Origin of the sequence: Niallia sp. FSL W8-1348 (assembly GCF_038006745.1) — a bacterium.
GTDB lineage: Bacteria > Bacillota > Bacilli > Bacillales > Cytobacillaceae > Niallia > Niallia alba.
The window spans coordinates 2739637-2765186 of sequence record NZ_JBBOVV010000001.1 but is presented as its reverse complement, the minus strand read 5'-3'; the positions used below and the strand labels follow the sequence as shown (position 1 = coordinate 2765186).

24 protein-coding genes and 1 pseudogene are annotated in these 25550 nt (G+C 35.5%); 6 read left to right on the top strand and 19 right to left on the bottom strand.

Annotated elements, in window-relative coordinates:
* Positions 1-42: 42 nt before the first annotated feature.
* From upp to NST60_RS13145, 12 genes and pseudogenes are all read right to left on the bottom strand, one after another.
* Positions 43-672, bottom strand: coding sequence for a uracil phosphoribosyltransferase (upp, locus tag NST60_RS13205; RefSeq protein ID WP_016204787.1), 630 nt, complete (start codon positions 670-672; stop codon positions 43-45).
* Between the two features lie 388 nt (positions 673-1060).
* Positions 1061-2302: a serine hydroxymethyltransferase gene (glyA, locus tag NST60_RS13200; protein ID WP_101729852.1), complete on the bottom strand. Its 1242-nt coding sequence runs from the start codon at positions 2300-2302 to the stop codon at positions 1061-1063.
* Positions 2303-2797: 495 nt separating this feature from the next.
* On the bottom strand, positions 2798-3370 hold the full coding sequence (locus tag NST60_RS13195) for a TIGR01440 family protein (protein WP_016204784.1): 573 nt from the start codon (positions 3368-3370) through the stop codon (positions 2798-2800).
* A gap of 80 nt (positions 3371-3450) precedes the next feature.
* Positions 3451-4752 (bottom strand): methyl-accepting chemotaxis protein, encoded by a 1302-nt coding sequence (locus tag NST60_RS13190; RefSeq protein WP_016204783.1) that lies wholly within the window; start codon positions 4750-4752, stop codon positions 3451-3453.
* Between the two features lie 30 nt (positions 4753-4782).
* Positions 4783-5232 carry a low molecular weight protein arginine phosphatase gene (locus NST60_RS13185; protein ID WP_016204782.1) on the bottom strand — a complete coding sequence of 150 codons (450 nt, stop codon included), beginning with the start codon at positions 5230-5232 and terminating at the stop codon, positions 4783-4785.
* A 272-nt stretch (positions 5233-5504) separates the two neighbouring features.
* Positions 5505-6059, bottom strand: coding sequence for a manganese efflux pump MntP (locus NST60_RS13180; protein ID WP_016204781.1), 555 nt, complete (start codon positions 6057-6059; stop codon positions 5505-5507).
* 303 nt (positions 6060-6362) lie between these two features.
* The gene (locus tag NST60_RS13175; RefSeq protein WP_016204780.1) at positions 6363-7403 is read right to left on the bottom strand and encodes an L-threonylcarbamoyladenylate synthase; all 1041 of its coding nucleotides are present in this window, start codon (positions 7401-7403) and stop codon (positions 6363-6365) included.
* Positions 7404-7576: 173 nt separating this feature from the next.
* Positions 7577-8032, bottom strand: a complete 456-nt coding sequence (locus tag NST60_RS13170) for a GNAT family N-acetyltransferase (protein ID WP_016204779.1) — start codon at positions 8030-8032, stop codon at positions 7577-7579.
* A 71-nt stretch (positions 8033-8103) separates the two neighbouring features.
* A complete protein-coding gene (locus NST60_RS13165; RefSeq protein ID WP_341098931.1) occupies positions 8104-9777 on the bottom strand; it encodes a sigma-54 interaction domain-containing protein in 1674 nt (557 codons plus the stop codon).
* Between the two features lie 307 nt (positions 9778-10084).
* Positions 10085-11659 (bottom strand): L-glutamate gamma-semialdehyde dehydrogenase, encoded by a 1575-nt coding sequence (pruA, locus tag NST60_RS13160; RefSeq protein ID WP_341098929.1) that lies wholly within the window; start codon positions 11657-11659, stop codon positions 10085-10087.
* Positions 11660-11905: 246 nt separating this feature from the next.
* Positions 11906-12820, bottom strand: coding sequence for a proline dehydrogenase family protein (locus NST60_RS13155; RefSeq protein WP_016204776.1), 915 nt, complete (start codon positions 12818-12820; stop codon positions 11906-11908).
* 544 nt (positions 12821-13364) lie between these two features.
* Positions 13365-13793, bottom strand: a pseudogene (locus tag NST60_RS13145) (Tn3 family transposase); the annotation flags it as partial.
* Positions 13794-14143: 350 nt separating this feature from the next.
* Between NST60_RS13145 and NST60_RS13140 the strand changes: the two are divergent.
* From NST60_RS13140 to NST60_RS13120, 5 genes are read left to right on the top strand one after another with little or no spacing between them, the layout of a single operon-like run.
* Positions 14144-14500, top strand: a complete 357-nt coding sequence (locus NST60_RS13140) for a PadR family transcriptional regulator (RefSeq protein WP_016204774.1) — start codon at positions 14144-14146, stop codon at positions 14498-14500.
* On the top strand, positions 14472-15146 hold the full coding sequence (locus NST60_RS13135; RefSeq protein WP_016204773.1) for a DUF1129 family protein: 675 nt from the start codon (positions 14472-14474) through the stop codon (positions 15144-15146). The genes NST60_RS13140 and NST60_RS13135 overlap by 29 nt, the downstream gene beginning before the upstream one ends.
* A 49-nt stretch (positions 15147-15195) precedes the next feature.
* A complete protein-coding gene (locus NST60_RS13130; protein ID WP_341098928.1) occupies positions 15196-16914 on the top strand; it encodes a hypothetical protein in 1719 nt (572 codons plus the stop codon).
* A complete protein-coding gene (locus tag NST60_RS13125; protein WP_341099849.1) occupies positions 16899-17468 on the top strand; it encodes an AAA family ATPase in 570 nt (189 codons plus the stop codon). The genes NST60_RS13130 and NST60_RS13125 overlap by 16 nt, the downstream gene beginning before the upstream one ends.
* Positions 17468-17647, top strand: coding sequence for a hypothetical protein (locus NST60_RS13120; protein ID WP_341098927.1), 180 nt, complete (start codon positions 17468-17470; stop codon positions 17645-17647). The genes NST60_RS13125 and NST60_RS13120 overlap by 1 nt, the downstream gene beginning before the upstream one ends.
* A 251-nt stretch (positions 17648-17898) precedes the next feature.
* Here NST60_RS13120 and NST60_RS13115 read toward each other — a convergent pair whose 3' ends face one another.
* From NST60_RS13115 to prfA, 4 genes are all read right to left on the bottom strand, one after another.
* Positions 17899-18081 carry a helix-turn-helix domain-containing protein gene (locus NST60_RS13115; RefSeq protein WP_016202496.1) on the bottom strand — a complete coding sequence of 61 codons (183 nt, stop codon included), beginning with the start codon at positions 18079-18081 and terminating at the stop codon, positions 17899-17901.
* Positions 18082-18306: 225 nt separating this feature from the next.
* Positions 18307-19008 carry a stage II sporulation protein R gene (gene spoIIR, locus NST60_RS13110; protein ID WP_224427363.1) on the bottom strand — a complete coding sequence of 234 codons (702 nt, stop codon included), beginning with the start codon at positions 19006-19008 and terminating at the stop codon, positions 18307-18309.
* 408 nt (positions 19009-19416) lie between these two features.
* Positions 19417-20280 (bottom strand): peptide chain release factor N(5)-glutamine methyltransferase, encoded by an 864-nt coding sequence (gene prmC, locus NST60_RS13105; RefSeq protein ID WP_169189391.1) that lies wholly within the window; start codon positions 20278-20280, stop codon positions 19417-19419.
* On the bottom strand, positions 20273-21346 hold the full coding sequence (prfA, locus tag NST60_RS13100) for a peptide chain release factor 1 (RefSeq protein WP_101729865.1): 1074 nt from the start codon (positions 21344-21346) through the stop codon (positions 20273-20275). The genes prmC and prfA overlap by 8 nt, the downstream gene beginning before the upstream one ends.
* A gap of 165 nt (positions 21347-21511) precedes the next feature.
* Here prfA and NST60_RS13095 point away from each other — a divergent pair, with 165 nt between their 5' ends.
* Positions 21512-22384, top strand: coding sequence for an STAS domain-containing protein (locus NST60_RS13095; RefSeq protein WP_169189392.1), 873 nt, complete (start codon positions 21512-21514; stop codon positions 22382-22384).
* A 250-nt stretch (positions 22385-22634) separates the two neighbouring features.
* On the opposite strand, the gene NST60_RS13090 is transcribed toward NST60_RS13095, so the two are convergent.
* From NST60_RS13090 to NST60_RS13080, 3 genes are all read right to left on the bottom strand, one after another.
* Positions 22635-23687, bottom strand: coding sequence for a hemolysin family protein (locus tag NST60_RS13090; RefSeq protein ID WP_016202501.1), 1053 nt, complete (start codon positions 23685-23687; stop codon positions 22635-22637).
* 67 nt (positions 23688-23754) lie between these two features.
* Positions 23755-25065 carry a hemolysin family protein gene (locus NST60_RS13085; RefSeq protein ID WP_016202502.1) on the bottom strand — a complete coding sequence of 437 codons (1311 nt, stop codon included), beginning with the start codon at positions 25063-25065 and terminating at the stop codon, positions 23755-23757.
* A 38-nt stretch (positions 25066-25103) separates the two neighbouring features.
* Positions 25104-25490, bottom strand: a complete 387-nt coding sequence (locus NST60_RS13080; protein ID WP_016202503.1) for a MerR family transcriptional regulator — start codon at positions 25488-25490, stop codon at positions 25104-25106.
* Between the last annotated feature and the right edge of the window lie 60 nt (positions 25491-25550).

The window sequence follows — 25550 nt, the reverse complement described above, 5'->3', positions numbered from 1 at the left end:
CTCATGGCTATTTGCCCTGAGCATTTTATTGTGTAAAAACTATTATTTCGTACCAAACAATCTGTCTCCTGCATCTCCAAGACCTGGCACAATATAACCTTTTTCATTTAATTTTTCATCAAGTGCTGCAATATAGATATCTACATCTGGATGTGCTTCTTTTAATGCTTCTACCCCTTCAGGAGCTGCGATTAAGCACATAAATTTAATGTTTTTTCCGCCTCTGTTTTTTAAAGAGTGAATCGCTTCAATTGCAGAACCACCAGTAGCAAGCATTGGATCGACTACAATAAAGTCTCTTTCTTCTACATCTGAAGGTAACTTCACATAATATTCTACCGGTTTTAAGGTTTTAGGATCACGATATAATCCAATATGTCCGACTTTTGCGGCAGGGATTAATTTAAGAACCCCGTCAACCATCCCGATACCAGCACGCAAGATAGGAACGATACCTAGTTTTTTACCTGAAAGCACGTTTGATTTTGTCTTAGCAACTGGTGTTTCAATTTCAATTTCTTCTAATGGCATATCACGCGTAATCTCAAAAGCCATTAATGTTGCTACTTCGTCTACTAACTCTCTAAATTCTTTAGTACCTGTTTGCGTTTCTCTGATGTATGTAAGTTTATGCTGAATTAATGGGTGATCAAATACATATACTTTTGCCACAAAATTCACTCCGTTCCTTCATTAATAGTATAAATATCCTCATTTTTCGACAGGATACTTCGTTAACACACTTCTATTTATTCTACAGAAAAAGTATTAACGAATCAACTGAAATCCATTTCTAAATTTGAAAATTCTATGATAGTTTTTCCGAAAAACGACAAAAAAACCGGACTTATAAAGTAAAACTTCCATTAGTGGACGGTTTTACTTCCTCCCCTACTGATGGTTAGTTGAACCAATCGAACCTTTACGGACAGTGTTGATCTCCCACCTATCTTCCTCGTATACTTGTAATCTTGAGGTGGGAGTCTTACTGTCCGTTAAGAGTGGAATTAAAAAGAGGACAATCATAATTAGCTCTACGCCTTTGATTGTCCTCTTCGCATTATAATTGTTTGTACAATTCGAATTTACTAGTTAATGCCGTTACCCTTTTAGCAGCTTCCGCTAACTTCTCAGCATCTTCATGGTTTTTAAGTGTAAAACCGATAATAGATGCTATTTCATCCATATCTTCTACACTGAAGCCACGGGATGTTACTGCTGCTGTTCCAATGCGGATTCCACTTGTAACAAACGGACTTGCTGGATCGTATGGAATAGTATTTTTATTTACAGTGATTCCCACTTCATCTAATACATGTTCTGCTACTTTTCCAGATAAACCTAATGATTGAAGGTCAACTAATAATAAATGATTATCAGTTCCATTTGATACTAAGTTTAATCCTTCTTTTTGGAGACCGCTTGCTAATCTCTTTGCATTTGCAATAATATTTCCAGCATAGTCTTTGAAATCTGCTTGAAGCACTTCTCCAAATGCCACTGCTTTTGCCGCAATTACATGCATTAACGGGCCACCTTGAATTCCAGGGAAGATTGATTTATCAATTTTCTTGGCAAATTCCTCTTTACAAAGAATCATTCCACCACGAGGTCCACGCAATGTTTTATGTGTTGTTGTTGTGACAAAGTCAGCATAAGGAACTGGATTTTGATGTAGACCTGCAGCAACTAATCCAGCAATATGAGCCATATCCACCATCAAATATGCTCCAACTTCATCGGCAATCTCACGGAACTTGGCAAAATCGATTTCACGTGGATAGGCACTTGCTCCAGCCACGATTAATTTTGGTTTATGAGCCACTGCTTTTTCTCGAACATCTTCGTAATTAATATAATGTGTTTCTTTATCTACACCATACTCTACGAAATTATATTGAACACCACTAAAGTTAACAGGGCTTCCGTGTGTTAAATGACCACCGTGAGACAAATTCATTCCTAACACTGTATCGCCATGCTCTAAAATAGTAAAATAAACTGCCATGTTTGCTTGTGCACCTGAGTGCGGCTGTACATTTACGTGTTCAGCACCGAAGATTTCTTTTGCACGATCGCGAGCAATATCTTCCACAATATCTACATATTCACATCCGCCATAATAACGTTTAGCAGGATAGCCCTCGGCATATTTATTTGTCAATACAGATCCTTGCGCTTCCATTACCGCTTCACTAACAAAGTTTTCTGACGCAATCAATTCAATCTTCGCTCTTTGTCGACCTAATTCTTGCTGTATTGCTTTAAAAACAAGTTCATCTTGCTCTGCTAAATGCTTCATATGTATATCCTCCCGACTATTCTCTCTTTTCCACCGTAAATCTGCCTCTATTCTATCATGTATATATTTTAAAAGGAAAGGGGTAATTCACGAATTATTAAGTGATCCATATGTTATTCGTTCGGTTTTTTAAAGTTTTTTCAGCCACTTTTCGTTATTTCATTTAAAAATATACGAAAATATTTATTTTGCTACTATTTCAATAAAATGAACCTGCATTAAAATTATATTTTTTTATTGTGGTTGGATGGTTTTTCTGGGAGAGAATTATTATTTAACGATAGTACCAGAGAAATTGTGAGGGAGGGGAGAGGATTTTCGGCTTTCATCCCTTTGATGAACACCATTTTCCCTCTCTCTCTTCTCATTTCTGGCTTTCATCCCCTTCCTTCATCAACAATCATTCACTAGGATATCCTCAAATCCAATGACAGCACAAAAACAAAAAACCAATGAAATTCCTAAAGAGTATTAAGGAATTTCATTGGCTTTCAATTAACAAGAAAGATTTTCTTTTGTTTTTTCGTAAACAGCTCTTGGTCCGCCAATTAATTTAGGGCGGGATTTCGCTAGTGTGACATGGGCATTTCCCAATTGCTTCAGCGTTGTTCTAATTGGTACAGCAACATGCTTCAAGTGCATTCCAATAAAGGTATCACCAATATCTATTCCACCATCCGCCTGAATAAACTCTACAACAACCGGATCTTCCATCTTTCCGAAAGCAAATGTGGCCATTGCTCCGCCCGCATGACGCACAGGAACAACAGATACTTCCTGTAAGTTTCTTGCAAGTAGCTCTTTTCTTTCTACTACTAATGCACGATTTAAATGTTCACAGCACTGAAAAGCAAGGGAAACTCCTGATTGCTGTTGATATTTTTGACATTCTTCGAAAATTAACGAAGCGACATCGACGGTTCCCGCAGTCCCAATTTTTTGTCCAATCACTTCACTTGTACTGCAGCCAATCACAAACAGTTGCTGCTCTTTAAGTTGTGCCTGTTCTTGATATTCGGTTAGAATCGTTTGTAACTGCTCCTTTAGCTTAAGTGTTTCCTCGTTCATATAAAACACCCCTCTTCAAGTTACCTACATTTCTTTTACTATAACCATCATTGCACAAAGATATTGCAAGTACAAGCAAACTATTCTTTAATTTGGAAGCGACAAATTGTCTGTTGTAACTCTTCTGCATGTGCTTGTAATTCTAAAGCCAAGCTATCCACCTTCCGAATAAGCGCCGTTTGATTTTCAGCAATATTAGTTACCTGCTGTGCCCCTGCCGCTGTTTCTTCTGCAATTGCAGCTACTTCTTGGGATTGCTGTGTTGTTTCATAAATCTGTTGTTTTTGCTTATGAATTAATTCCGTAATATCAGCCGTTGCATAAGCCATCTTAGTTGTTGTTTCATTCATCTCGTTGAAAATTAAATTTGTTTTCTCCCCAGTTTTCGCTTTTTCCTGAGCATTCTCTACTTGCTTTGTAATTTGCACGACGACATTTTTAACTTCGGTTTGCATATTGCGAATTATCTCGGCAATTCCTTCTACCGCTTTTCCACTTTCATCTGCCAACCTTCTTACTTCTTCCGCAACTACACTAAAGCCGGCACCATGTTCTCCTGCTCGAGCTGCTTCGATGGAAGCATTTAACGCCAATAAATTTGTTTGTGACGCAATTTCTCCAACAAGCTTTAAGACTTCTTCGATTTCCTTTGAATGAACTTCTAAATTCTGCACAGACTTTAGGGAATTCGTATTCTCCACTGCCAAGTCTTTCATACCATCTACTAATGAATGAACAACTTTATTTGTCTGCACCAATTTTTCTGTCATTTGTTCTGAAATCATTTTTGACATATTCGCTTTTTCTTCTACTGTAAGAGCGATATTCATTGACTCTTCCACAGATTCCGCAGAAGCTTGTACACTTTGTGCAGAAACCTCCGCTCCCCCAGCAATTTCTCCTACTGAGCTAGAAATAGCTAAGGTCTGCTCTAATGCATTATCTGATTCACTAGAAATCATTTTTACTGTTTTATTTGTCTTGTTAAAATTATTTTCAATACTTTGAACCATTTCCCGTAAATTATAAAGCATATGATTAAAAGCTAGACCTAAGGACTTTATTTCATCATCAGATTTCGATACTTCCACATCTTGACTAATATCTCCATGTGCAGCTTTTAATGCGCTTTGTTCCAGTCGCTTTAACGGCTTAATAATAAGACCTGCCGCTAAAAAAGCTAAAAACCCAGACCAAAATACCCCTAATAATAAGGTGACAATATTAAAAATTACGGAATTAATAGCCAGTTTACTTTCAATAGCTGGATAAACGATATACATACAAAAAGCACTTGTTGAATAGGTAATAATCGCTAGAATTGTAATAAATAACGCTAATTTTTTTCTTAAGCTAAACTTGTAATGCACCTTTGTTCCCACTTTTTATCCCCCTTGTAAATAAAAGACACTTTACCATTCACTCTTTGTTATTTTCCCCATTGCTTTATCTATCAATTTTTCTAATTCCTGATAGGTTTCTCGATACATAGAAACAGATCCGCCAAAAGGATCACTTACATCCCCATTTGGATCATCCTCTGCAAATTCCTTTATCGTAAACGTTTTCTCTATTGAGGATGGATACGCTGATACGAGTATATTTTTATGCCCCTTTGTCATGGTAAATATATAAGTCGCCCAGTCTATTAGCTCTTTTGTTACCATAGCGGAAGAATGATTATGCTCGATTCCCTGTTCAGAAAGAACCTCCTGCGCTTGAAAAGAAGCGGCACCACCATTTATCGCATAGACTCCAGCTGATTTAACCTCCACTTCAGAAGCAAATTTTTGCTTTAAAATAGCCTCTGCCATCGGACTTCTGCACGTGTTACCTGTACAAACAAACAATACGCGAATCATCTTTTATCCTCCTTTATATGCTTCTATTATAGACCAATTTACCTAAAATTTCTATTTAACATACAAAGAAAACAAAGCAAATACTGGTTTATTATCGGTTAAAACTAGTACATTTTTAGTGTTTATGTATTGTTAATAATCTGTAACTATTTATTAAGTTAATTTGCTTCATTATGATCGATTCTATTACCAACATTCTAGGAGCGCTGAAACCAACTTAAAAAGCGGATTCCATCCCTTTGATGAAAACCACTTCTCCTATACTTACGCAACTATAAACTAATAAGCAGCTTAATTCCAAAAATAAGAAGGATTCCTCCTCCTAGCATTTCTCCATAGGAACCTAACCAGCCTTTTACCTTTCTGCCAATCAGTAAGCCTAGCCATGTCATTACCATCGCACTTATGCCAAAACTTAATAGAACAATTGCCGTTCTTGCTTGATAAATCCCAAGGCTCAAGCCAACGGAGAAGCTGTCCAAACTTACACTGACCGCAAATAAAAGCAATCCAAAACCAACCGGTGTAATTCGGCTTGTTTCTACTTCTTTAAATCCATTCCAAATCATTTGAATCCCTAGTAGCACAAGTAATGCTCCACCTATATATCCGGCTATTTCACTAAAATTTTCCGAAAGGAGTTTCCCTGTAATCATCCCGAGCAGAGGCATTATTACATGAAAGATTCCGATTACAAAGCCGATTTTTGCTATTTGCTTTAATCTTAGTTGAAACATCCCCATGCCTAGCCCAACAGAAAATGCATCCATACCTAAAGCAAATGCCATTAAAATAAGTGTAAATAGTTCTCCCACAATTGCAGACATTTTTTGGCCCCCTTGGACTTGCTAATTAGAGATTATGCACGTCCAAGTTTATTTAGAAGTAAGAATCTGCAAATATTTTAAGAGAGGCTATTTTTGTAAAGTTCGTTGCTAGTTATCCGTAACTTGAATACATTTCGCTTTCCACAGGGCGAACCGCGAGCTTTGAGGGATCTCCAATCTTATAGAAGTTTACATGTATTCCGGCTGCTCTATTTTTCTAACTTATTTTTTCTCCTATTGAAAAAACAACATTCTTATAAAAGACAGTCTAAAAGAATACTTTCACTTTCTTATCTTAAAAGACTATCTTATTACCTGATGAGAAGCTGCTTTCATTAATCTGTTCATAATTGCCTGTCCAACACCTTCTGTTGGAAACATCTCACCAAAAATAATATCTACTTGATGATGATCAAAGCTTCGTAAGCCATCATATAAGTCTGTAGCTACTGTGGATAAATCTGTTCGTTGTCCACAAGCATAAACATAGTCAGCTTGATAAAATGCTTTATTTTCTTCTGTAGTAAGAACACCCACTGTATGTCCTTTTTGCTTTTCTTCTGCAATTAATAATTGAATTTTTTCCTTTGTGCCTTCCACTAAAAATAATGGTGCATTTGGAGCATAATGGGTGTACTTCATCCCTGGCGATTTTGGCTTGATTTCCTTATTAATCAGAGCTTGATCGATTTTGACTTCTCCCACAACACTTTCCAGTTGTTCTTTCGTGATACCCCCAGGACGGAGAATTACTACCTTATCACCCGTACAGTCTACAACCGTCGATTCTACCCCTACACCTGTTGGACCCCCGTCTACAATCCCGGCAATACGGGAATCAAGATCCTCTTTTACATGAATCGCTTTTGTAGGACTTGGCTTTCCAGAACGATTAGCGCTTGGCGCAGCGATTGGTAAGCCTGATTGTTCAATAAGTTGTAAAGCAACTGGATGATTTGGCATTCGGATGCCTACGGTGGATAAACCAGCAGTGGCAACCTCTGATAAGGCTCCCTTTTTCTTTTCAAAAATAACTGTTAGAGGTCCCGGCCAAAATGCCTCCATCAATTTTCGGGCTGTTGTTGGCACTTTTTCTACTAATTCATCTAATTGTTCTAGTTTCGCAATATGTATGATAAGCGGATTATCAGAAGGTCTTCCTTTTGCAGCAAATATTTTCGTGATGGCGGCATCTTCTTTTGCATTTCCACCTAGGCCATATACTGTTTCTGTCGGGAACGCAACGACCTCATTTCTTTTTAAAAGATCAGCAGCTTGTTCTATTTGTGAATAACTTTCTTTCTTATCCACATTTTTATCCACTGACCAATAATTTGTCTTCATTTAAATCCACCTTTTTCCATTCTAATATTTCTTTCTTAAAATCGCCTCTAATTCCTCATTTTTCGACAATACCACCATTTGCCGAAAAGGACAAGTCTCTCAAAAAATGGGGACAAAAATTCGACTTGTCCACAAATTGTGAATAAATAACCCCAAAAAGTGGATAACTTATACTATTTGTCCACAATATTCATCGAGATATACATAAAATGTGACTTATCAACAGTGTAAACGCTTTTTACAACATTCGACTCCTTCAGCACCTCTGGAATATCTACTTCTTCTATCTCTTGGAACCCTAGTAATTGAAATAATTGAATAGAATGTTGATTATGAACTCTACAGTAGATAGCATCCATATCTTTATCCTTCGCTAATTTTAAGGCTTGTTGAATTAAAAATAAAATATCCTCTACCGTTCCTCTCGAAAGAACCATCGATCGTAATAAACCTATTTTTCCAAAGGGTTCTATCCCAATTGTTCCTATAAGATTCTTATCCTCATCTGCTTCCATCAGTAAAAAATAATTCAACCATGCTTCTATTCCTTCTACGGTTACTTCTGCTTTTGTTAAAAACTCATTAATTTTTTCTACATCTTCTGTTTGGGCCTGTCGAATGATATGCATCTTTTCCCTCACCCCATCTTCTAGTATTTATTCTATTACTATGCAAAGGTGGAGAAAAAATGCTAGATTTCTTACTTTAAACCAAACTCTTTTATTTTGTTATATAAAGTTCCTCTTGAGATTCCTAACAATGTGGCTGCTGCGCTCTTATTTCCATATGTTTTTTTGAGTGCTTCTTCTATTCGTTCCATTTCATTATCTTCTTTATTCCCTTTTCCCCCTTGAATAGAAACCTTATAGTTATCCACAATTTCAGCAGGGATATATTCAAGTGTTAATTCATTATTGCCTTCACTTACTAACACACTATGCTCTATCACATTTTTTAACTCTTTTATATTGCCTGGCCAATCATATGCACATAAAATATGCAATGCTTGTTCATTTATTTTCGTTATCTTTTTAGCATATTTTTCGTTATACATTTTAATAAAATTATTAACTAAATGTGGTATATCTTCTTTTCGTTTGCGAAGTGGAGGGATTTCAATATGGATAACACTTATTTGGTAATAAAGCTTTTCATTAAATTCCCCTTTTCTTACTAACTCTCCTAGAGGCTGGGTAGAAGATAAAATAAACCTTGTTGCTGGTTTTTTCTGCGGTTCTCCTCCAACTCTAGTAAAAGATTGTTCTGTCATATAGTGCAGAAGTTTTTCCTGAACAGCTAAAGGCATCTTATCCACTTCTTCAATAAATAGCGTTCCTGTTTCTGCCTGTTCTACCTTTCCTTCTATCTCTTCTGTATCTCCAGAATCAAAGGTCATTTTCTGATATCCAAACAGTTCCATTTCTATTAAATCTTTTGGAATCGTGGAACAATTCAATGATAAAAGTGGATTCTTCCTTTTAGATCCCCCATAATGAATGGCTTGTGCAAGCTGTTCTTTTCCAGTGCCTGTTTCTCCAGAAATAAGAACAGGTATTTCTGCTGAGGCTACTTTTTGTGCAATTTCTACCGCTCTTTTCACCTCTTTGCTACTTGATAATACAGATGAAAAAGGTGCCTCTTTTTGTACATAAAGTACTGAATTCGAATCTAATTCCTGATTTAAGTGAATTAACTTTGTTATATCATGTTCTGTTGAAATACCACCTATGATTTTATTATCCACAAGAACAGGTGAAGCGTTAATTAACACATGTGTATGTTCATTTGGACGATGATAAGTACCCCTAATTGGATTTCCCACTTTTAAAATTTGATGTAATTGAATCGATTCTGAGTCGAAATGCTCTCCAATTTTTTTACCAATAATCGCTTCTTTTTTTATGTGATACGTATCTTCGGCTACACTGTTCCAGTAAAATACTGTTCCATTATTATCTACCGCTGTTACAGCATCATTCATTGTTTCTGCAAGTGTTTCAAAATAAGTCATGATATACTTATTTTCCCTTTGCAAAGATCGAATTCTTTCAGCAGCGGTCACGATGCCTTGATATTCATTTTGTTTCTTTATAATTACTGGTCTTAACCAATTTATCTTTTCATTTTGTATATCCTGTATGGAAAAATACTCTGAGGGTAATAGTTCGCTTATTTGTAACCAGTCTTTTATCTTTTGATCCTTCCTAACAGCTGCTACAAGGAATCGCTCTGCTTTTCCAATCACAAATAGCTGCTTACTTTCTATAATGATATAGGAGTAATCTTGTAATACTTCTGTTAGGGTACCGACTTTTTCATCATCTGAGAGGATGGTAAATGAAGTTTCTATCTTCATTTGTGAATCTGTAAACATATCTTTATCCTTTCTTTCCTTATTATTGATAATTTATCACTAAATAAGCGTTTTTTCCAATAAGGGGATAATGGATGGGATTTATGTTATAGAAAAAGCTGTCTCCAAAAAAGGCATACACTTGAATAATTAATATGCAGAAGTTTTTACTTCTTTCTAGTAATATTCTTGTGTTCCAAAATGGAAACAGCTTGATAAGATTTGTTTTAATCTAAATCGCAGGCGAAGTACACTTTACTTCCCATAGGACTACACTTAAGCCTGGTCGGTATTCCTTCCATAAAAAGCAACACTCAATCTCTTATTATTACAGTACTCTTCTAGTGCTTAATTTTGCTTGTGTGAAGAGTAAGAGGTAGTCGAATCCTCCAGCTTTTGAGTCTGTTCCAGACATGTTAAAGCCGCCGAATGGATGTACTCCTACTAATGCTCCTGTACATTTTTTGTTAATATACAGATTGCCGCAATGCTGATTTTCTAAAGCGTATTCGATTCGGTCTTCTTTTGTGGAAAAAAATGAGCCTGTTAATCCATAATCCGTATCATTATATACTTTAATACCAGTTTTCCAATCAGGTACTTTACAGATTGCTAGAACTGGACCAAAAATTTCTTCTTTCATAATACGAGCGTCTGCAGGAACGTCAGCAAAAATCGTTGGTTCCATATAATAACCGTTTCCTTTTGCACGAGACCCACCTGTTACTAGTTTTCCTTCGTCTTTTCCAATTTCAATATAGCCTAATATTTTATTTAATGCCTTTTCGTCAATAACCGGTCCTACTGCTGCGTTTGTTTCCGGAAGACCAATTGTTAAATTTTTCGTTCGAGCTACTACTTTTTCCACTACTTCATCGTATACAGATTCTACAATGATTGCTCTTGATCCAGCGGAACATTTCTGCCCTTGGAAACCGAATGCTGCTGCAACAATTGCTTCTGCTGCCGCGTCAAGATCTGCTGTCTCATCAACGACAATGCCATCTTTTCCGCCCATTTCAGCGACAATACGTTTTAACCAGATTTGTCCTGGCTGCACAACAGATGCACGTTCATAGATGCGACATCCTACTGCACGAGATCCAGTGAAGGAGATAAATCTTGTTTTCGGATGTTCTACTAAGTATTCGCCAACTTCCAAACTATCTCCAGGAAGATAATTAATAACACCCGATGGCAAACCTACTTCTTCCATTAACTCTACAAACTTGGCAGCTACAACTGGTGTATTATCAGATGGCTTTAAGATAACTGTATTCCCAGAAACTACTCCAGCAACCGTTGTCCCTGCCATAATAGCAAGTGGGAAGTTAAATGGAGAAATAACGATGCCTACCCCAAGCGGAATATAGGTAATTTTATTATCTACTTCACCAACTGTTGGATAAAGCGGTTGATGGATGGATGTTTCACTTAAACGGAGCATTTCTCTTCCATAAAACTCAAGAAAATCAATTGCCTCAGCAGTATCCGCATCTGCTTCTGCCCAATTCTTCCCTGACTCTAAGATTAAGTAAGCAGAAAATTCATGCTTTCTTTCTCTCATCAACTGCGCTGCTTTAAACAAATATTCAGCACGCTCAGAGGCTTCTACCTTCTTCCATGTTTCAAAAGTATGTAACGCTTCTTGCATGGCCTTTTCTGCATATTCCTTATTTCCTTTACTAACTTTACCGATTACTTCATCTACATTTGCCGGATTGATGGAAACTGTTTTTTCTTCTGTAATAATTTTATCTTTACCAATTACAAGGGGAAACGTTTTTCCTAATTCTCCTTTTACTTTTTGAATAGCCGCTTCCATCGCATGTTGGTTTTCAACCTTTGTAAAATCAGTAAATGGTTCGTTTTTATAAGGGGGGATACTCGTAATGTTCGTCATTTTTATTTCTCCTTTTATTTGAAATTTTCTTTCATTCTTTAAATCTACTAATCTTACTATATAAAGTGAAACTTCCATCAGTGGGGGTTCCTTCCTCCTCCACTGATAGTTAGTTGAACCAATCGGGCCTTAACGGACAGTTGATCTCCCACCTATCTCCCTCGTATTCTCCTAAGCTTGAGGGGAGAATCTTACTGTCCGTTAAGAGTAGGATAAGTAGGGTAAAAGGGGAGCTCTTTTACTGGCTTATTTAAACAAATTTTTCAAGATAAACCACACGTTTGCTGGTCTTTCTGCTAATCTTCTCATAAAGTAGCCAAACCAATCTTTTCCGTAGGGTACATACACTCTTACTTTGTAGCCTTCTTTCACTAGCTTATTTTGTAAATCTTCACATATTCCATATAACATTTGGAATTCAAACTTGTCTTTATCAATCCCATGCTTAGCTGCAAGTTCTTTTGTAAATTGAATTATTTTTTCATCATGGCTTGCAACAGCTGCGTAGTTTCCGTTTAACATATGCATTTCAATAATCTTTTTATAATTTTCATCTACATCTTTTTTCTCCGGAAAGGCTACATCTGGCGACTCTTTATACGCTCCTTTCACCAAACGCAGATTTGCCTTTAATTCATTCAAATGCTTCATATCTTCTTCTGTCCGATATAAATAAGCTTGAATAACTAAACCAACGTTATCAAATTCTTTGCGGAGCTCTTCATATATATCGATGGTTATTTGACAATGTGCATAGTCTTCCATATCGATGCGGACAAAATTTCCGTATTGGTTTGCTCTGGAAACAATCTTTCGCATGTTGTTTAAGCATAAATCTTTATCAATATCTAACCCAAGAGAAGTCATTTTTACCGATAGATGCGATTGAACTCCTGATGCATGAATCTCATCCAATGTTTTCAGAGACATAATGGCGGACTCATTAGCTTCTTCTTTGGTGTAGACAAATTCCCCCAAATGATCTAGCGTGACTACTCTACCCGATTTGTTTAATTCTGTGACTTTTGAAATTGCCTCTGCAATGGTTTCTCCAGAAACAAAGCGTTTTGCTCCAAAGCGAAGACCATATTTGCGAGCTAGTTTATTTGCAGACTTATTCTTAGCTAATGACTGAAACATATTTCTCAATGCAACTTCCATTATCAGGCTCCCCTTTTGAACACTTTTGTTTAAAATGTATTCACTGTACATTTGTGTTTAATTTATGCTTTGATTATACAATAGTACTCGCTGTAAAATCTATAATTTTCTGATTAATTTTTATTATTCGATTAGATAGAATACTGGAAGCGCATAACTAACAAAAAAAGATTGTCCACTAGTACTCTTCTTAAAAGCGGCTATAATTTAGCCTTTTTTAAGAAGAGTACTTATAAGACAATCTCTTAGCTGATTTTATATGTTCTCTGATTAGGTTTTCTTCTTGAAATGTACTTTGCTAAAACTCCATATTTTGGCGAGCCAAGAAAACTTATCATAAAAATGATTCCCGTCGAGAAGGCCATGGCTCCAGAGATAGAAGTATCTAACCATACAGCCATATAATAGCCAATAAATGCGGACAAGATCCCAAATATACTACTTAATGGGGTCCTACCAACAAAACGCGGAAAACATACGCTAAGCAAAATTCGACATGAATAAAGCCGATTTTTCCTACGCTAAGGAATCATCGGCCTTTATTTTATCGGATAAGGGGACGGAGTGAATTTAAACTTGCTACTTTGTTCATATCAAACGTGTATTCCCCAAGAAAATTAATATGTTCCCATCCCAATGGGGAAATATGTTTTAGTAAGTCTTCTCGTAAAGCTCCTTTTTCTTTCAGCAATTTTGCGGCTTCAGTAAGATATACAGTGTTCCATATGCTAATGGCGTTAATTAAAATGTTTAATGCACTGGCGCGTTGAAGCTGATCTTGGAATCCTCGTTTCCTAAAGAATAAAGCTCTTGCAAGAGCGTTCATCGCTTCACCTTTATTTAATCCTCGTTGAATGCGACGACGTAGGGCTTCGTTAGATATGTAATCCAAAATAAAAATGGTCTTTTCAATTCTTCCCATTTCTCGTAAAGCAGTAGCTAATTTATTTTGTCTTGCATATGACCCTAATTTCCCCATAAAAGAAAAGAATCAAGGGACATTCTTGATCAAACTTTTTTCAAAGCTACAACTAAACAAGTTGTTCTAACCATAGTGTGAAAATATAAGATTATGGTTTAAAATGTACAGTTAGACTGATTAAAACATTTAAGAGTCGTATCAAAAAAATACGGAAAATGCATGTTATCTGGGCTAAAAGGGAAAATTCATTTGGCATGTTAAATGTGTAAATTAAAAAAGTATAGAGGTTTTGTTTGACAATAAAAGAGTATCTATATATATTGTAATTAGCTATCTTGTAATGCAAATTAGTTATAAATATAAAACGCTATCTTGTATTACAAGGTAATGGGGGGAAGAGCTTGACGATAAGAAGTCAATTGTTAAAAGGAATTCTAGATGCATGTGTTATGGCGATCGTAGAAGAGCAGGCCATTTATGGATATGAATTATCACAAAAGCTACAAAAAGCTGAACTGCCTGATATAAGTGATGGGACGATTTATCCAGTGTTACTGAGATTGCAGAAAAACGGATTTATTCGTAGTGAAATGAGGCCTTCTGATTCAGGTCCTAACCGAAAATACTATTTTTTAACGGATAATGGAACAGAGGAGCTTGAACGGATTGCAAAAGAGTGGATGCTGATTGCAAGTCCAGTTAGCAATTTATTAAAAAGAGGTGAAAACAATGCGAAGCACAAAACAATTAATCAATGAAAATAATGAAAAACGTAAGCTATTAAATGCCGAGAATGAATTATTATATGAGGATTTTTCACTATATATCAGAACCGATTTACGAGTAGCCGAGCACGAAAGTGAGGAACTTCTAATGGATTTACTTGATCATCTTTTAGAAGGACAGGAAGACGGAAAGACAGCGACTAACTTATTTGGGTCTCACCCACGAAAATACGCAGATGAGCTAATAGCAGGACTTCCGCACGAGAAGAAACGAAATGTCATTCCTTATGTGTTTTCTCTAGTGTTCAATTTACTAGGGTGGTTCAGTTTAATTTATGGAATGGTAAACCTTGTTTTACTAAAGTTTACAAAAGTAGATGAAACTATTTCACTTGGTAATAGTATTGTGCTATTAACTGTAATTATGATTGTTACTGCTTTCGGAGTGTTCGTTATTTTCAAACTTATTCGTTCGACACTTTTCGTTAATAAAAAGCAAAGAAGACGAGCCTTCTGGAAGGCCGGTTTTTTTGGAGCAGGTTCGTTTGCACTTATTATGTTCTTAACTAGGATAATGCCTGACTTTGGACCAGAGGTTAATTTTGAATGGTGGGTTTATCTAGTTATAGGTGCCGTGTTGGTTATTATTAGTAAATTGGTTAGAAGCATAACTACATAAAATACGTTATATCTAGTACTTTTCAAGCAAAGAAAAAGGTGGGCTTTTTTTGTTAATTAATTGGATTAAATGGAAATTAAAAATTAGATGGAAAAGTCAAATGAACAATTTCATTTTTTTTAAAAAAATAAAACAGGTAAAAAATATTTGGGTTTGGGTAGTATTATGGAGTTTGATAAGCTTTAGTACCCTTCTAGGAGGTAGTTACTTACTTTTTAAAACAACTATCCTAAATGAAAAATTAACTGTAAGTGATCAACCATCAGGAATCTTATCAACCCTTGCTCTTCAAATTCTGTATTCTTTAAGGGAAAATCATTTTCTATTATGGTCATTACTTTTTTTCATTATATTTATAAATGCAATAATTTCCGGAATCGCTTCATCTAAATGGCAGCTACAGGCTGTAGATAGAGACTGGTTAATGATAAATCTAAAGACTAGCGAACAAAAATCTAATATCTATATTTATTTAGAATCTTTAACTTGGAATTCAAAAGTTTTTCTAATGGCATACGTTCCAATCATATTATCACTTGGGTATTTACTAAATCTAACACCAATAAAAATAATCTTAATTTTGTTCATTACTTTTTTGCTTTTTATAGTTTTGGGAATAATAAGTTCTATTTTCCATAATAAATATATGTGTTTACAAAGGAAACGAAATCATTTTTTATTACGACTTGTTACAAATATACTGATAAGGTGCTTTCTATTTGTTCTAGCCTTAAATATGAGTAATCGATTAGTGCCTTGGATTAAAAACTTCCCACTAACATCAAATGAAATTGATATTGAAAAATATTACCAATGGATGCAACTTGGCACCAGTTCTCTAGCAAAATTATTTGAACCGATAAAAGATGTAATTACATTCTCTCTATTACCGAATAGTATCTTAGCAACTTATGCCATGGGGGAACTGGATTTAAAGGACTTACTAATTTCCAGTGTAATATTGACTATATTTGTTGGATTTACAGTCCTTCTTGCCTTTTCTAAAAGTAAGCCATCTAAAGGTATTTATTATCCATTTTCTTTTTATGAAAAGTGGATTGTTTCTCTAAGTGCTATTGTGAATAGACAATCATATATAACCTTTTTAATTAGAAATGATATTCGTACTACCTATTTCTTTCATAGATTTCCTATACTTCTAGGGCCATTGTCTTTCTGGATTCAATTGGGCATATTTACGAGTTTTATTCAAGTCTTTGAGCCATTCGATAAAATGTATCATTTTATTCTAGCTTTTTATTTCTTCTTTTTTGTATTTTTTTATGTATTTACAATGTTCTGGGGCTTAAATGGAATGTTCTCAATGGATAGTGTTGGCAAACATATCATTTTGCATCTTTTGTCTAAAAAAAATGCTTGGTCAATTTTTCTTTATAAATTTCAATTATTTTTAATTACTACACTTCCGTTATTTATTGTGTGTGACATTCTTTTTATGATTATCAATCAAGTTCCTTTAAATATTTCGATTATAGTTGGGGTATCTCACCTACTATTTTATTTTTTATTAACTATCATAATATTTTTACCATCAGTGATTAGTCCGCATTACAACTTTTTAAATATTGAACAATTAGAAGATTATCCAGATCAAAAAGCAGTACGGAACCTTATCAGGTACTTAACAGTAGGTATTTTTATCCCTTGTTTAATGTTACCTATAGCACTTTTAATGTCCGATTTCATTAGTATTTCACAGTATTTACATATAAACGCAATTGGAATCACTGTATTGTTGGTCTATTAGAACATGAATCAGGTCAAATCATTATAAATGAAAATGAAAAATCACTTTATAAGTCAACCAATCCAGTTATGTTTATCCCTGACTATCCCTTGCTATATGAAGAATTAACAGGTTTTGAGTATGTAGAGATGATGATTGACATGTTTCAAATAAAGAAGAAAAATCCATATGAAAGCCTCTATCGTTACGATATGGATGACGAGCTGCACAAAAAAGTGAAGGATTTATCTTTGGGGAATAAGAAAAAGATTGCTTTATTTACAACCTTATTAAGTAATCCATCACTTTTATTGCTGGATGAATTTATTTCAGGTATTGATCCTATTAATATGAAGATAATCAAAGCAATTCTTCTGGATTACGTTAATAACGGGAATGCCATTCTTTTATCTACGCATCAATTAGAAGTAGCCCAGCATTTTTGCGATACGCTCATATTGATTAATAATGGGGAAATACTAGAAGATAATCTATCAATCACTTTGGTAACTGAAAATCATTCTACTTTAGAAGATTATTTTATATCTACATTGAAGACTAATGGGGGGAAATAATGAAAAAAAATTTTATTTTAGGAACTATAGTATTTTCTTTATTTGCCATTATTCCATTAATTTTCTCAATTTATAATGGTAATGCTAAAGATTCTATTGTTAGTTCTTGTATTCTTATTGGCGTATTAGCTTTCACATTTATTGAATATAAGGGTTCAAAAAACAAGAGAGTAAAATAATCTTTATATTTAGGGGTAGCGTCACATGCCCATCAAGGTAAGAGATCATAATACCCCAGAACGAAAATTTTGTGTATCTTACTCGTTTTTATCGTTTTGGGGTAACTCGTTATTGCTAGCTTGATGGCGGATGGGGTCCTACCAGCAAAACGCGGAAAACATACGCTAAGACAATTCATGGAAATGAAAAACCGATTTTTCCTACGCTAAGGAATCATCGGCTTTTTTATTTTGCGATTAATACAGAATATTTAACTTTCACTTTCCAAATATCTATATAACGTAGATTTACTAATTCCTGTTTCATCTTTTATTTCAGTAACTGTTTTACCGCTCTCTTTCAACATCTCTTCCATTGATTCTGTTGATTCATTTGAGCATCCTGTTAAAAAAACAAACGTCATAAGCAATCCTGTTAGTACGGATTTCCACATTAGTATTCCTACTTTTCATCATCACAAAAAACATACCTTATGGACAATTTATTTCTCTAAGGAAACTTTTATGTTTGTATACAAAACACTTAACTATCTGAAAAATGTCAATAGTTTAAGCATAATTAGGTAAAATTTCTTAGATTGCTTTTGTCTGAGGATTATACAAAGAAAAAAGATGCCTTTATTAAAAGCATCTCTCTTAAACCTATTTAGTACTAGATATCATCCAAAAATCTTTTCCCATAATTCTACAAGGAAGAATTTCACTTCTACTTCCTCCTCTTTTTCCCCTTCAACAAATACAGGATCTTGTTTCTCTTCCGCTTTCCTTTCTTCCTTTACTGCCTTTTCCTTTGTTGTTTCTTCTTCTTTCTTCTCTGCTTTTTCTTCTTTCTTCTCTTCCTCAAATCCATCACTGACTGCTACTCCGTTAGAGAAGTCTAAGAAACATAGCGGTGGGAAAAGGACACACCACCAATTCGCACCTTCACCTTCCCCTAACGTAATCAGAATTGCATCATATTGACCAGCTGGATATAAAAACTCACCATAAAGTTTGGTTGGAAAATCAACCTTGTCAAAAGTAACATTAACTGCTTGGTTTGCTTTTTCTTCTTCTACTACTCTTTCAGCAATCTCTTGAATCTCTGGTAACTTTTCCTTCAATAAATCTTTCGCTGCCTCTTTAGAAGTTAATTCTGAAACCCAGTTTGTGATTTGTTCATTTACAGCGTCTCTCACTTTTCTTTTTAATGACTGATCTTCTTCCTTATCACTGTTTGCTAATATTCTTAAACGAATCGCATCATTTGGAATGATTACCTCGCTATTTGCTGTTACTTCATTTTTAGGAATATATAAACTCATAATAGTAGATAGAATAAGTACAAATAAATAAATAGTTGCCATCGGTTTGTTTTTCATCTTTTAGCACCGCCCCTTCACTAACACAGTCTGGACAGATTAATAGAATCTTAAACTAGTAAAATTCATTTTCTTGAGTTGTTTTCTAGAGGCAACTACTATTTGCAGATATGTGAATTTTCTGGTGTTAGTACTTGAAGGTTTTATGCTTTAGTTTGGGGATTTCGATTTTACTTGTGGGTTTGGCACTTTTCCTTGCGAGTTTCATACTTTTACTTGCGGGTTTGGCACCTTTACTTGCGAGTTTAGCACCTTTACTTGCGCCTCCCCCTCCTTTACCAAAAACGGTCCAACTAAATCGGCAATAAAAAAGACATATCCCACACACCTTAACTTGTGTTTAGAATATATCTTTCTAAAAAATAAAACCCTCGTTTAAAAGCAACCGAAAAACAGAAGTTAAATAGCTCAAAATCCTACTTCTGCAAATACCATTCGATCTTTGCCATTAATATCATATTGTACTTCTACTTTTGCCTGCGGAAAAGCGGTTTCTAACAGCTTGGCAGCTGCCTTGCTTTGGCCTGCTCCTACTTCAAATCCAATAATCGCTTTTTCTTTAACAACAAGCGGTAATTCTTCACAAAGCCTTCTATAAAGAACTAGCCCATCTTCGCCTGCAAAGAGGGCTCTATGAGGTTCAAATTCCGTGACAATGTCAGACATTGTTTGGATGTCCCCTTCTGGAATATACGGAGGATTAGAAAGAACAATGTCAATACTTCTCCCTTGTTCCATAAGTGGCTGTAACAGGTCTCCTTGAATAAACTCTATATCTTCGGCCCCTAGTTTTTTTGCATTTTGCTTTGCTACAGATAAGGACACTTCATAAAGATCAGTAGCTACTACCTGCAAGGATGGATTTTCTAATTTCATAGTCACGGCAATTGCTCCGCTTCCTGTTCCCACATCTACTAGTTTTAAGGCTGCATTTTTTCCAAACAGCCTGTCTATCCGTGCAAGTGCAGATTGTACAAGCTCTTCTGTTTCAGGTCGAGGAATAAGCACTTCCTTATTAACTGTAAAGGCTCTGCCATAAAAATCTTCTTGACCAATAATATACTGGACTGGTTGTCCTTGGGCATGTAAATAGACTAGCTTTTGAAAGCTCTCGAATTGTTCATCTTCCATGTCTTCCCGAAATTTTATTAGCATTTCAGATCTACTGACTTGTAAGGTATGCCTTACCAATAACTCCGCTGCATATTCTTCTCTGTTATGGTCCTTTAAATAAGAAGAAGCCCATTTTAGGGCTTCGAATACCTTACACATCAGAAGCACTTTCCAAACGACTAGATTGTTCTTCAAAAATAAGTGCATCGATAATATCGTCCATTTTTCCTTGAAGGATTTGATCTAGCTTTTGAATAGTCAATCCAATACGGTGATCCGTTACACGGTTTTGTGGGAAGTTATACGTACGAATTCGCTCCGAACGATCCCCTGTACCTACTGCTGATTTACGTTGTTGATCATATTCTGCTTGTGCTTCTTGTTGGAATTTATCATAAACACGTGCTCTTAAAACCTTCATTGCTTTTTCTTTATTTTTAATCTGTGATTTTTCATCCTGACAGGAAACAACTGTCCCTGTTGGAATATGAGTTAAGCGTACCGCAGACATGGTAGTGTTAACACTTTGTCCTCCAGGTCCACTAGAAGCAAATGTGTCTACGCGGATATCTTTTTCATGAATTTCAATTTCAACCTCTTCTGCTTCAGGCAAACATGCAACTGTTGCAGTAGATGTATGAATACGACCACCAGATTCTGTTTCTGGGACACGTTGTACACGATGAGCACCATTTTCAAATTTCAATTTGCTGTATGCGCCTTTTCCGTTAATCATAAAAATGATTTCTTTGTAGCCACCAACGCCTGTTGAACTTGCATCAATTACTTCCATTTTCCAGCCTTGAGCCTCAGCGAAACGACTATACATACGGAAAAGATCACCTGCAAATAGTGCGGCTTCATCTCCACCAGCTGCTCCTCTTATTTCCATAATAACGTTTTTATCATCATTAGGATCCTTAGGGATTAATAGAATTTTTAAGCGTGCTTCTAATTCTTCAATGCGTGTACCAGTCTCATCTAACTCTTCCTTAACCATTTCGCGCATTTCTGGGTCTAACTTTTCTTCCAGCATTGTTTTCGCTTCTAAATATTGTTCTTTCACTTCTTTATATTCACGATAAACTTCTACTGTCTCTTGAATATCCGATTGTTCTTTCGAATAGTCACGCAGTTTTTTTGTATCATTTACAATTTCAGGATCACTTAATAATTCATTAAGTTTTTCATAACGATCCTCTACAGCTTGAAGACGATCAAACACACTATTCACCTCGTTTTTATCCATAACGTATTCATTATATTATAGGCTATTTTCCCCGTCAAAACCAATTCTTATGAAAAATGGTATTTGCAGATGATTAGGAGAGCCATTTTTTCATTAATCTATTATAATAGACTTAATAATAAGAAGAGAGGGTATGACCATATGTCCCTAACCAATCAATCCATTTATCAATATGTGATGGACCAGGCCCCAAGTATAACCCAAAAGTGGTTTGCCATTAAAGATGGAGAAGAAGGGTCTATTTACTCAAAAAATTCCACACCGTCTGTTGAACAGCTGCTGAAAAAACAGCATGCATATACGATTCAAACCGTCATAAGCGCTTTTTTAGAAGATGAGCATATTTTTGCTGAAAATCTAGAGCAATGGGCAAATGAGGTTGCTAAAAGCAGAGTAGAATTAGGAACACCTGTTCATGAAGTATTAGAAGCATTAAGTATTACGAGACAAACGATATGGAACACGATTGAACAGTTTATCCTTGAACAAAATAATATCCCGACCGAATTTGTATTACAATGGAGTTCTAAATATCACCTTACTTTTGATCGATTGACCAATCGATTCACAAACATGTATCATACTTATACTAAACAGAAACTTCATTCTCAACAAGAGTTAATCCAGCAACTAAGTGTTCCGGTTATTCCGATTACAGAGTCTATTGGCGCCATTCCATTAATTGGAGATATCGACAGCTTACGAGCAAAACTGATTTTAGAGACAGTTCCTGTTAAATGTAAAGAGGAAGGAATTCAACATCTGTTCATTGATTTATCTGGTATTTCTTCTATCGATACTATGGTTTTACATGAACTAATGAAATTAACTAAAATCCTTTCTTTCATTGGTATTGAATCTACTCTATCTGGATTAAGTCCTGATACCGCTCAAATGATTACTACCTTGGGAATTGGTTTAGGGAAAGTTCCAACATACAGTACGCTTAATCAAGCATTATCTTTTCAGCAAGTGCCAATGGATAAAGCAAGTAAACCTAAACCTCAATCCTAACTAATTTTCTTTTACATTTGCATTTTCACAAAGAAACTCCAATAAATTCTCCTTACTAATTCTCTTAGGGATTCCTACTATCCTAATTGAAAAAGTATGGGATTTATCGGAGTTTTAGCTATATTGTTCTTTTTCTTTTCTAAAAGATTGTTGTTTTAAGGCAACTTGAATACACATAGACCAAACAGGCAAAGTGTATTTAGGTTGCGGTTTACTGCAACAAACTTTACTTTCTATTAAACTAGTAAAATCAATGTAGTAGCTTTTCGCCTACATATTCATCGCGAATTTCTCCAACGATTTCTTCTAAAATATCTTCCATTGTGACAAGACCTACAATTACGCCTCTTTCATTCTTCACTAGTGCCATATGCACTCTTTCTTGCTGCATTTTAAGAAGCACGGTTTTAATTGGTGATGTTTGCAGAAAAATCGGCATCTCATGAATAAATTCTTCCATATTTGTCTCTCTTCCTGCTACTACATTTGTTAACATCTCTTTAGTATTTACGTAACCCACCAACTTCGTTCGATCTTTCGTCACAGGATATCGAGTATATTCATGTTTATCCAAAACAGTTAAAACTTCTTCAAATGTCATTTCTAATTCTACATTTACAATTTGTTCCCTCGGAATCATGATTTCTTTTAGAATTCGATTGTCAAACGCAAAGATATTCTTTAAATAGGCTAATTCCGTTTGGTTGATTTCGCCACTTTCATAGCTTTGTGTCACAATCAACTTTAATTCTTCTTCTGAATGAGCCGTTTCATGTCCAGTCGGTTTAACCCCAAACCATCCGAGAATTGCTCTCGATGAGCCATTTAATGCATGGATTATCGGCTTTGTTACTTTTCCAAACCAATACAAACCAGGAGCTAGCATTAACGTCATTTTTTCTGCATATTGGATAGCTAATGTCTTTGGAGCCAATTCTCCAATTACAACGTGTAAAAAGGACACAACCGATAAAGCTATCGCATAAGAAAGCACAGTTGATAAAGCACCAGGCACATCAAACCTTTCAAATAATGGATGAAGCAGCTTTTCTACAGTTGGTTCTCCTAATGCTCCTAGAATCAATGCAGTAATGGTTATCCCAAGCTGACAGGCAGATAAATAATAATCTAAGTCATGCGCTACTTTCTTTGCTATTACTGCCTTTTTATTTCCTTCTGAAATTAGTTGATCTAATCTTGACATTCTCACTTTTAAAATCGCGAATTCAGCACCAACGAAAAATGCTGTTAACATAATAAATACTGCTACTAAAAACAAATTCAATAGTATTATACTGTCCAATTATTTCCCTCGTTCTTGAGGGGTTCACCTCCATGATTTATAGATAAAGCAGCTTTTCACATCTTAGCTAGTTTTTCACTACGCCTTGAGTAAGACTAACCTCTTTAATTTGATAGTTATCCATATCCGTCACCGTCCATAAACGGTCTCCTTGCTCTACTTGATCCCCAATCTTGGCGGTATCTAACAGCTGATATTGAATCCAACCTGCAATTGTATCAAGTTCTTCGCTTTCTTCAAACGGCATCCCAAAACGTTCTTCTAATTCATCTAGCAACACACGGCCGTTAATAAAATATTTATTCTTTCCCGACTCGCGGATGTCCGCTACTTCATCTGCATCAAACTCATCACGGATTTCACCAACAAGTTCTTCCAAAATATCTTCCATCGTCAGAATACCAGACGTACCACCATATTCATCGATTACTAACAACATATGCACTCTCTCTTGCTGCATTTTTAGCAAAGCATCTTGCAAGCGCGTTACTTCTAAAATGACAGGAAGATCCCGAACAAATTCTGCTAATTGGCGATTTCTGCCCCAAGCCATTTGTGTTAGCATTTTCTTTACGTTCACGACACCAACGATATGATCTTTATCTCCGTCTTCTGTTACTGGATAGCGTGTATAATTATGTTCATCCAATACTTTTACTATTTCGTCATAGGTCATATCTTTATTTAACGTAACAAATTCAGTTCTAGGAACCATAATGTCCTTTGCTACTCTTTCATCAAAGGAGAAAACATTTTCCATATATTCAAGCTCTGTTTGGTCAATTTCTCCACCTTGATAACTTTGTGTCATTACTATTTTCAATTCTTCTTCTGAATAAGCCTGTTCATGCTTAGCAGGTTTTATCCCCATTAAACGAAGCAATACTTGCGCCGATCCATTTAATGCCCATATAAAAGGTTTCATCACTTTACCAAACCAATATAATGGCGGTGCCAGCATTAAGGTTAATTTTTCAGAGAACTGTATAGCAAGTGTTTTCGGAGCCATTTCTCCTACCACAACATGCAGGAAAGTTACCAATGCAAAGGCGATAGCATAGGATGCAACAGACGCAACTGATGGAGAAGCATTCAGCAGATCAAACACTGGATATAATAATTTTTCGACTGCTGGTTTTCCTAGCGCTCCGAGTCCTAGTGCTGTAACGGTAATACCTAGTTGACATGCCGAAAGATAATAGTCTAAATCACCAGCTACCTTTTTGGCGACAATTGCCTTTTTATTTCCTTCTGCAATTAACTGTTCTATTCTTGACATACGAATTTTAACTACAGCAAATTCAGAACCAACAAAGAAAGCCGTCAGCACTAATAATAGTGCAAGTAAAAATAAATTTGTTATCGTGATTATGTCCAATTATTTCCCTCTTTTGAGGGATTCACCTCCAGGAATAGTTACATTAAAGACAGTAATTTCATTACGTCTAATAATTTAGTTTCAAGTGTACGATACACTTTCTTTTTTTCTTCCTGCGGCGCATCTTTTAATTTTTCTTCCAATGATGTCAGTTTTTTTTGCAAGCAAGCAATTTCGGCCTGTACCTCATTCATAATTGGTTCTATGTCTTCGTCTTCTGTTGATTGAATGACTTTTCGAATTTCCTCAATAGACATTCGTTGTTTTTTCAAAAGTTTGATTCGTTCCAATGTATGAAGAACATCTTCCGAATAAAGACGATAATTGGAAGCTGACCGCGTTACAGGAAGCAATTTATTACTTGTATAATAATCAATTGTTCTTGTAGACAATCCGCTTAATTTCGCCACTTGGCCAATACGCAATAACGCCTTCCCAATGAAAAAACCCCCTCTGCAAAAGAGGGCACTGAAAAACTTACGCTT

What these genes read in the sequence shown, in the direction of transcription:
- NST60_RS13115 (WP_016202496.1), bottom strand. Translation starts at nt 18,081, where the DNA reads ATGTGGAAATCCGTACTAACAGGATTGCTTATGACGTTTGTTTTTTTA.
- prmC (WP_169189391.1), bottom strand. Translation starts at nt 20,280, where the DNA reads ATGTGTAAGGTATTCGAAGCCCTAAAATGGGCTTCTTCTTATTTAAAG.
- NST60_RS13165 (WP_341098931.1), bottom strand. Translation starts at nt 9,777, where the DNA reads ATGTTTACAGATTCACAAATGAAGATAGAAACTTCATTTACCATCCTC.
- NST60_RS13175 (WP_016204780.1), bottom strand. Translation starts at nt 7,403, where the DNA reads ATGAAGACAAATTATTGGTCAGTGGATAAAAATGTGGATAAGAAAGAA.
- glyA (WP_101729852.1), bottom strand. Translation starts at nt 2,302, where the DNA reads ATGAAGCATTTAGCAGAGCAAGATGAACTTGTTTTTAAAGCAATACAG.
- NST60_RS13170 (WP_016204779.1), bottom strand. Translation starts at nt 8,032, where the DNA reads ATGCATATCATTCGACAGGCCCAAACAGAAGATGTAGAAAAAATTAAT.
- NST60_RS13095 (WP_169189392.1), top strand. Translation starts at nt 21,512, where the DNA reads ATGTCCCTAACCAATCAATCCATTTATCAATATGTGATGGACCAGGCC.
- NST60_RS13155 (WP_016204776.1), bottom strand. Translation starts at nt 12,820, where the DNA reads ATGGAAGTTGCATTGAGAAATATGTTTCAGTCATTAGCTAAGAATAAG.
- NST60_RS13120 (WP_341098927.1), top strand. Translation starts at nt 17,468, where the DNA reads ATGAAAAAAAATTTTATTTTAGGAACTATAGTATTTTCTTTATTTGCC.
- pruA (WP_341098929.1), bottom strand. Translation starts at nt 11,659, where the DNA reads ATGACGAACATTACGAGTATCCCCCCTTATAAAAACGAACCATTTACT.
- NST60_RS13135 (WP_016204773.1), top strand. Translation starts at nt 14,472, where the DNA reads ATGCGAAGCACAAAACAATTAATCAATGAAAATAATGAAAAACGTAAG.
- NST60_RS13195 (WP_016204784.1), bottom strand. Translation starts at nt 3,370, where the DNA reads ATGAACGAGGAAACACTTAAGCTAAAGGAGCAGTTACAAACGATTCTA.
- spoIIR (WP_224427363.1), bottom strand. Translation starts at nt 19,008, where the DNA reads ATGAAAAACAAACCGATGGCAACTATTTATTTATTTGTACTTATTCTA.
- NST60_RS13185 (WP_016204782.1), bottom strand. Translation starts at nt 5,232, where the DNA reads ATGATTCGCGTATTGTTTGTTTGTACAGGTAACACGTGCAGAAGTCCG.
- NST60_RS13180 (WP_016204781.1), bottom strand. Translation starts at nt 6,059, where the DNA reads ATGTCTGCAATTGTGGGAGAACTATTTACACTTATTTTAATGGCATTT.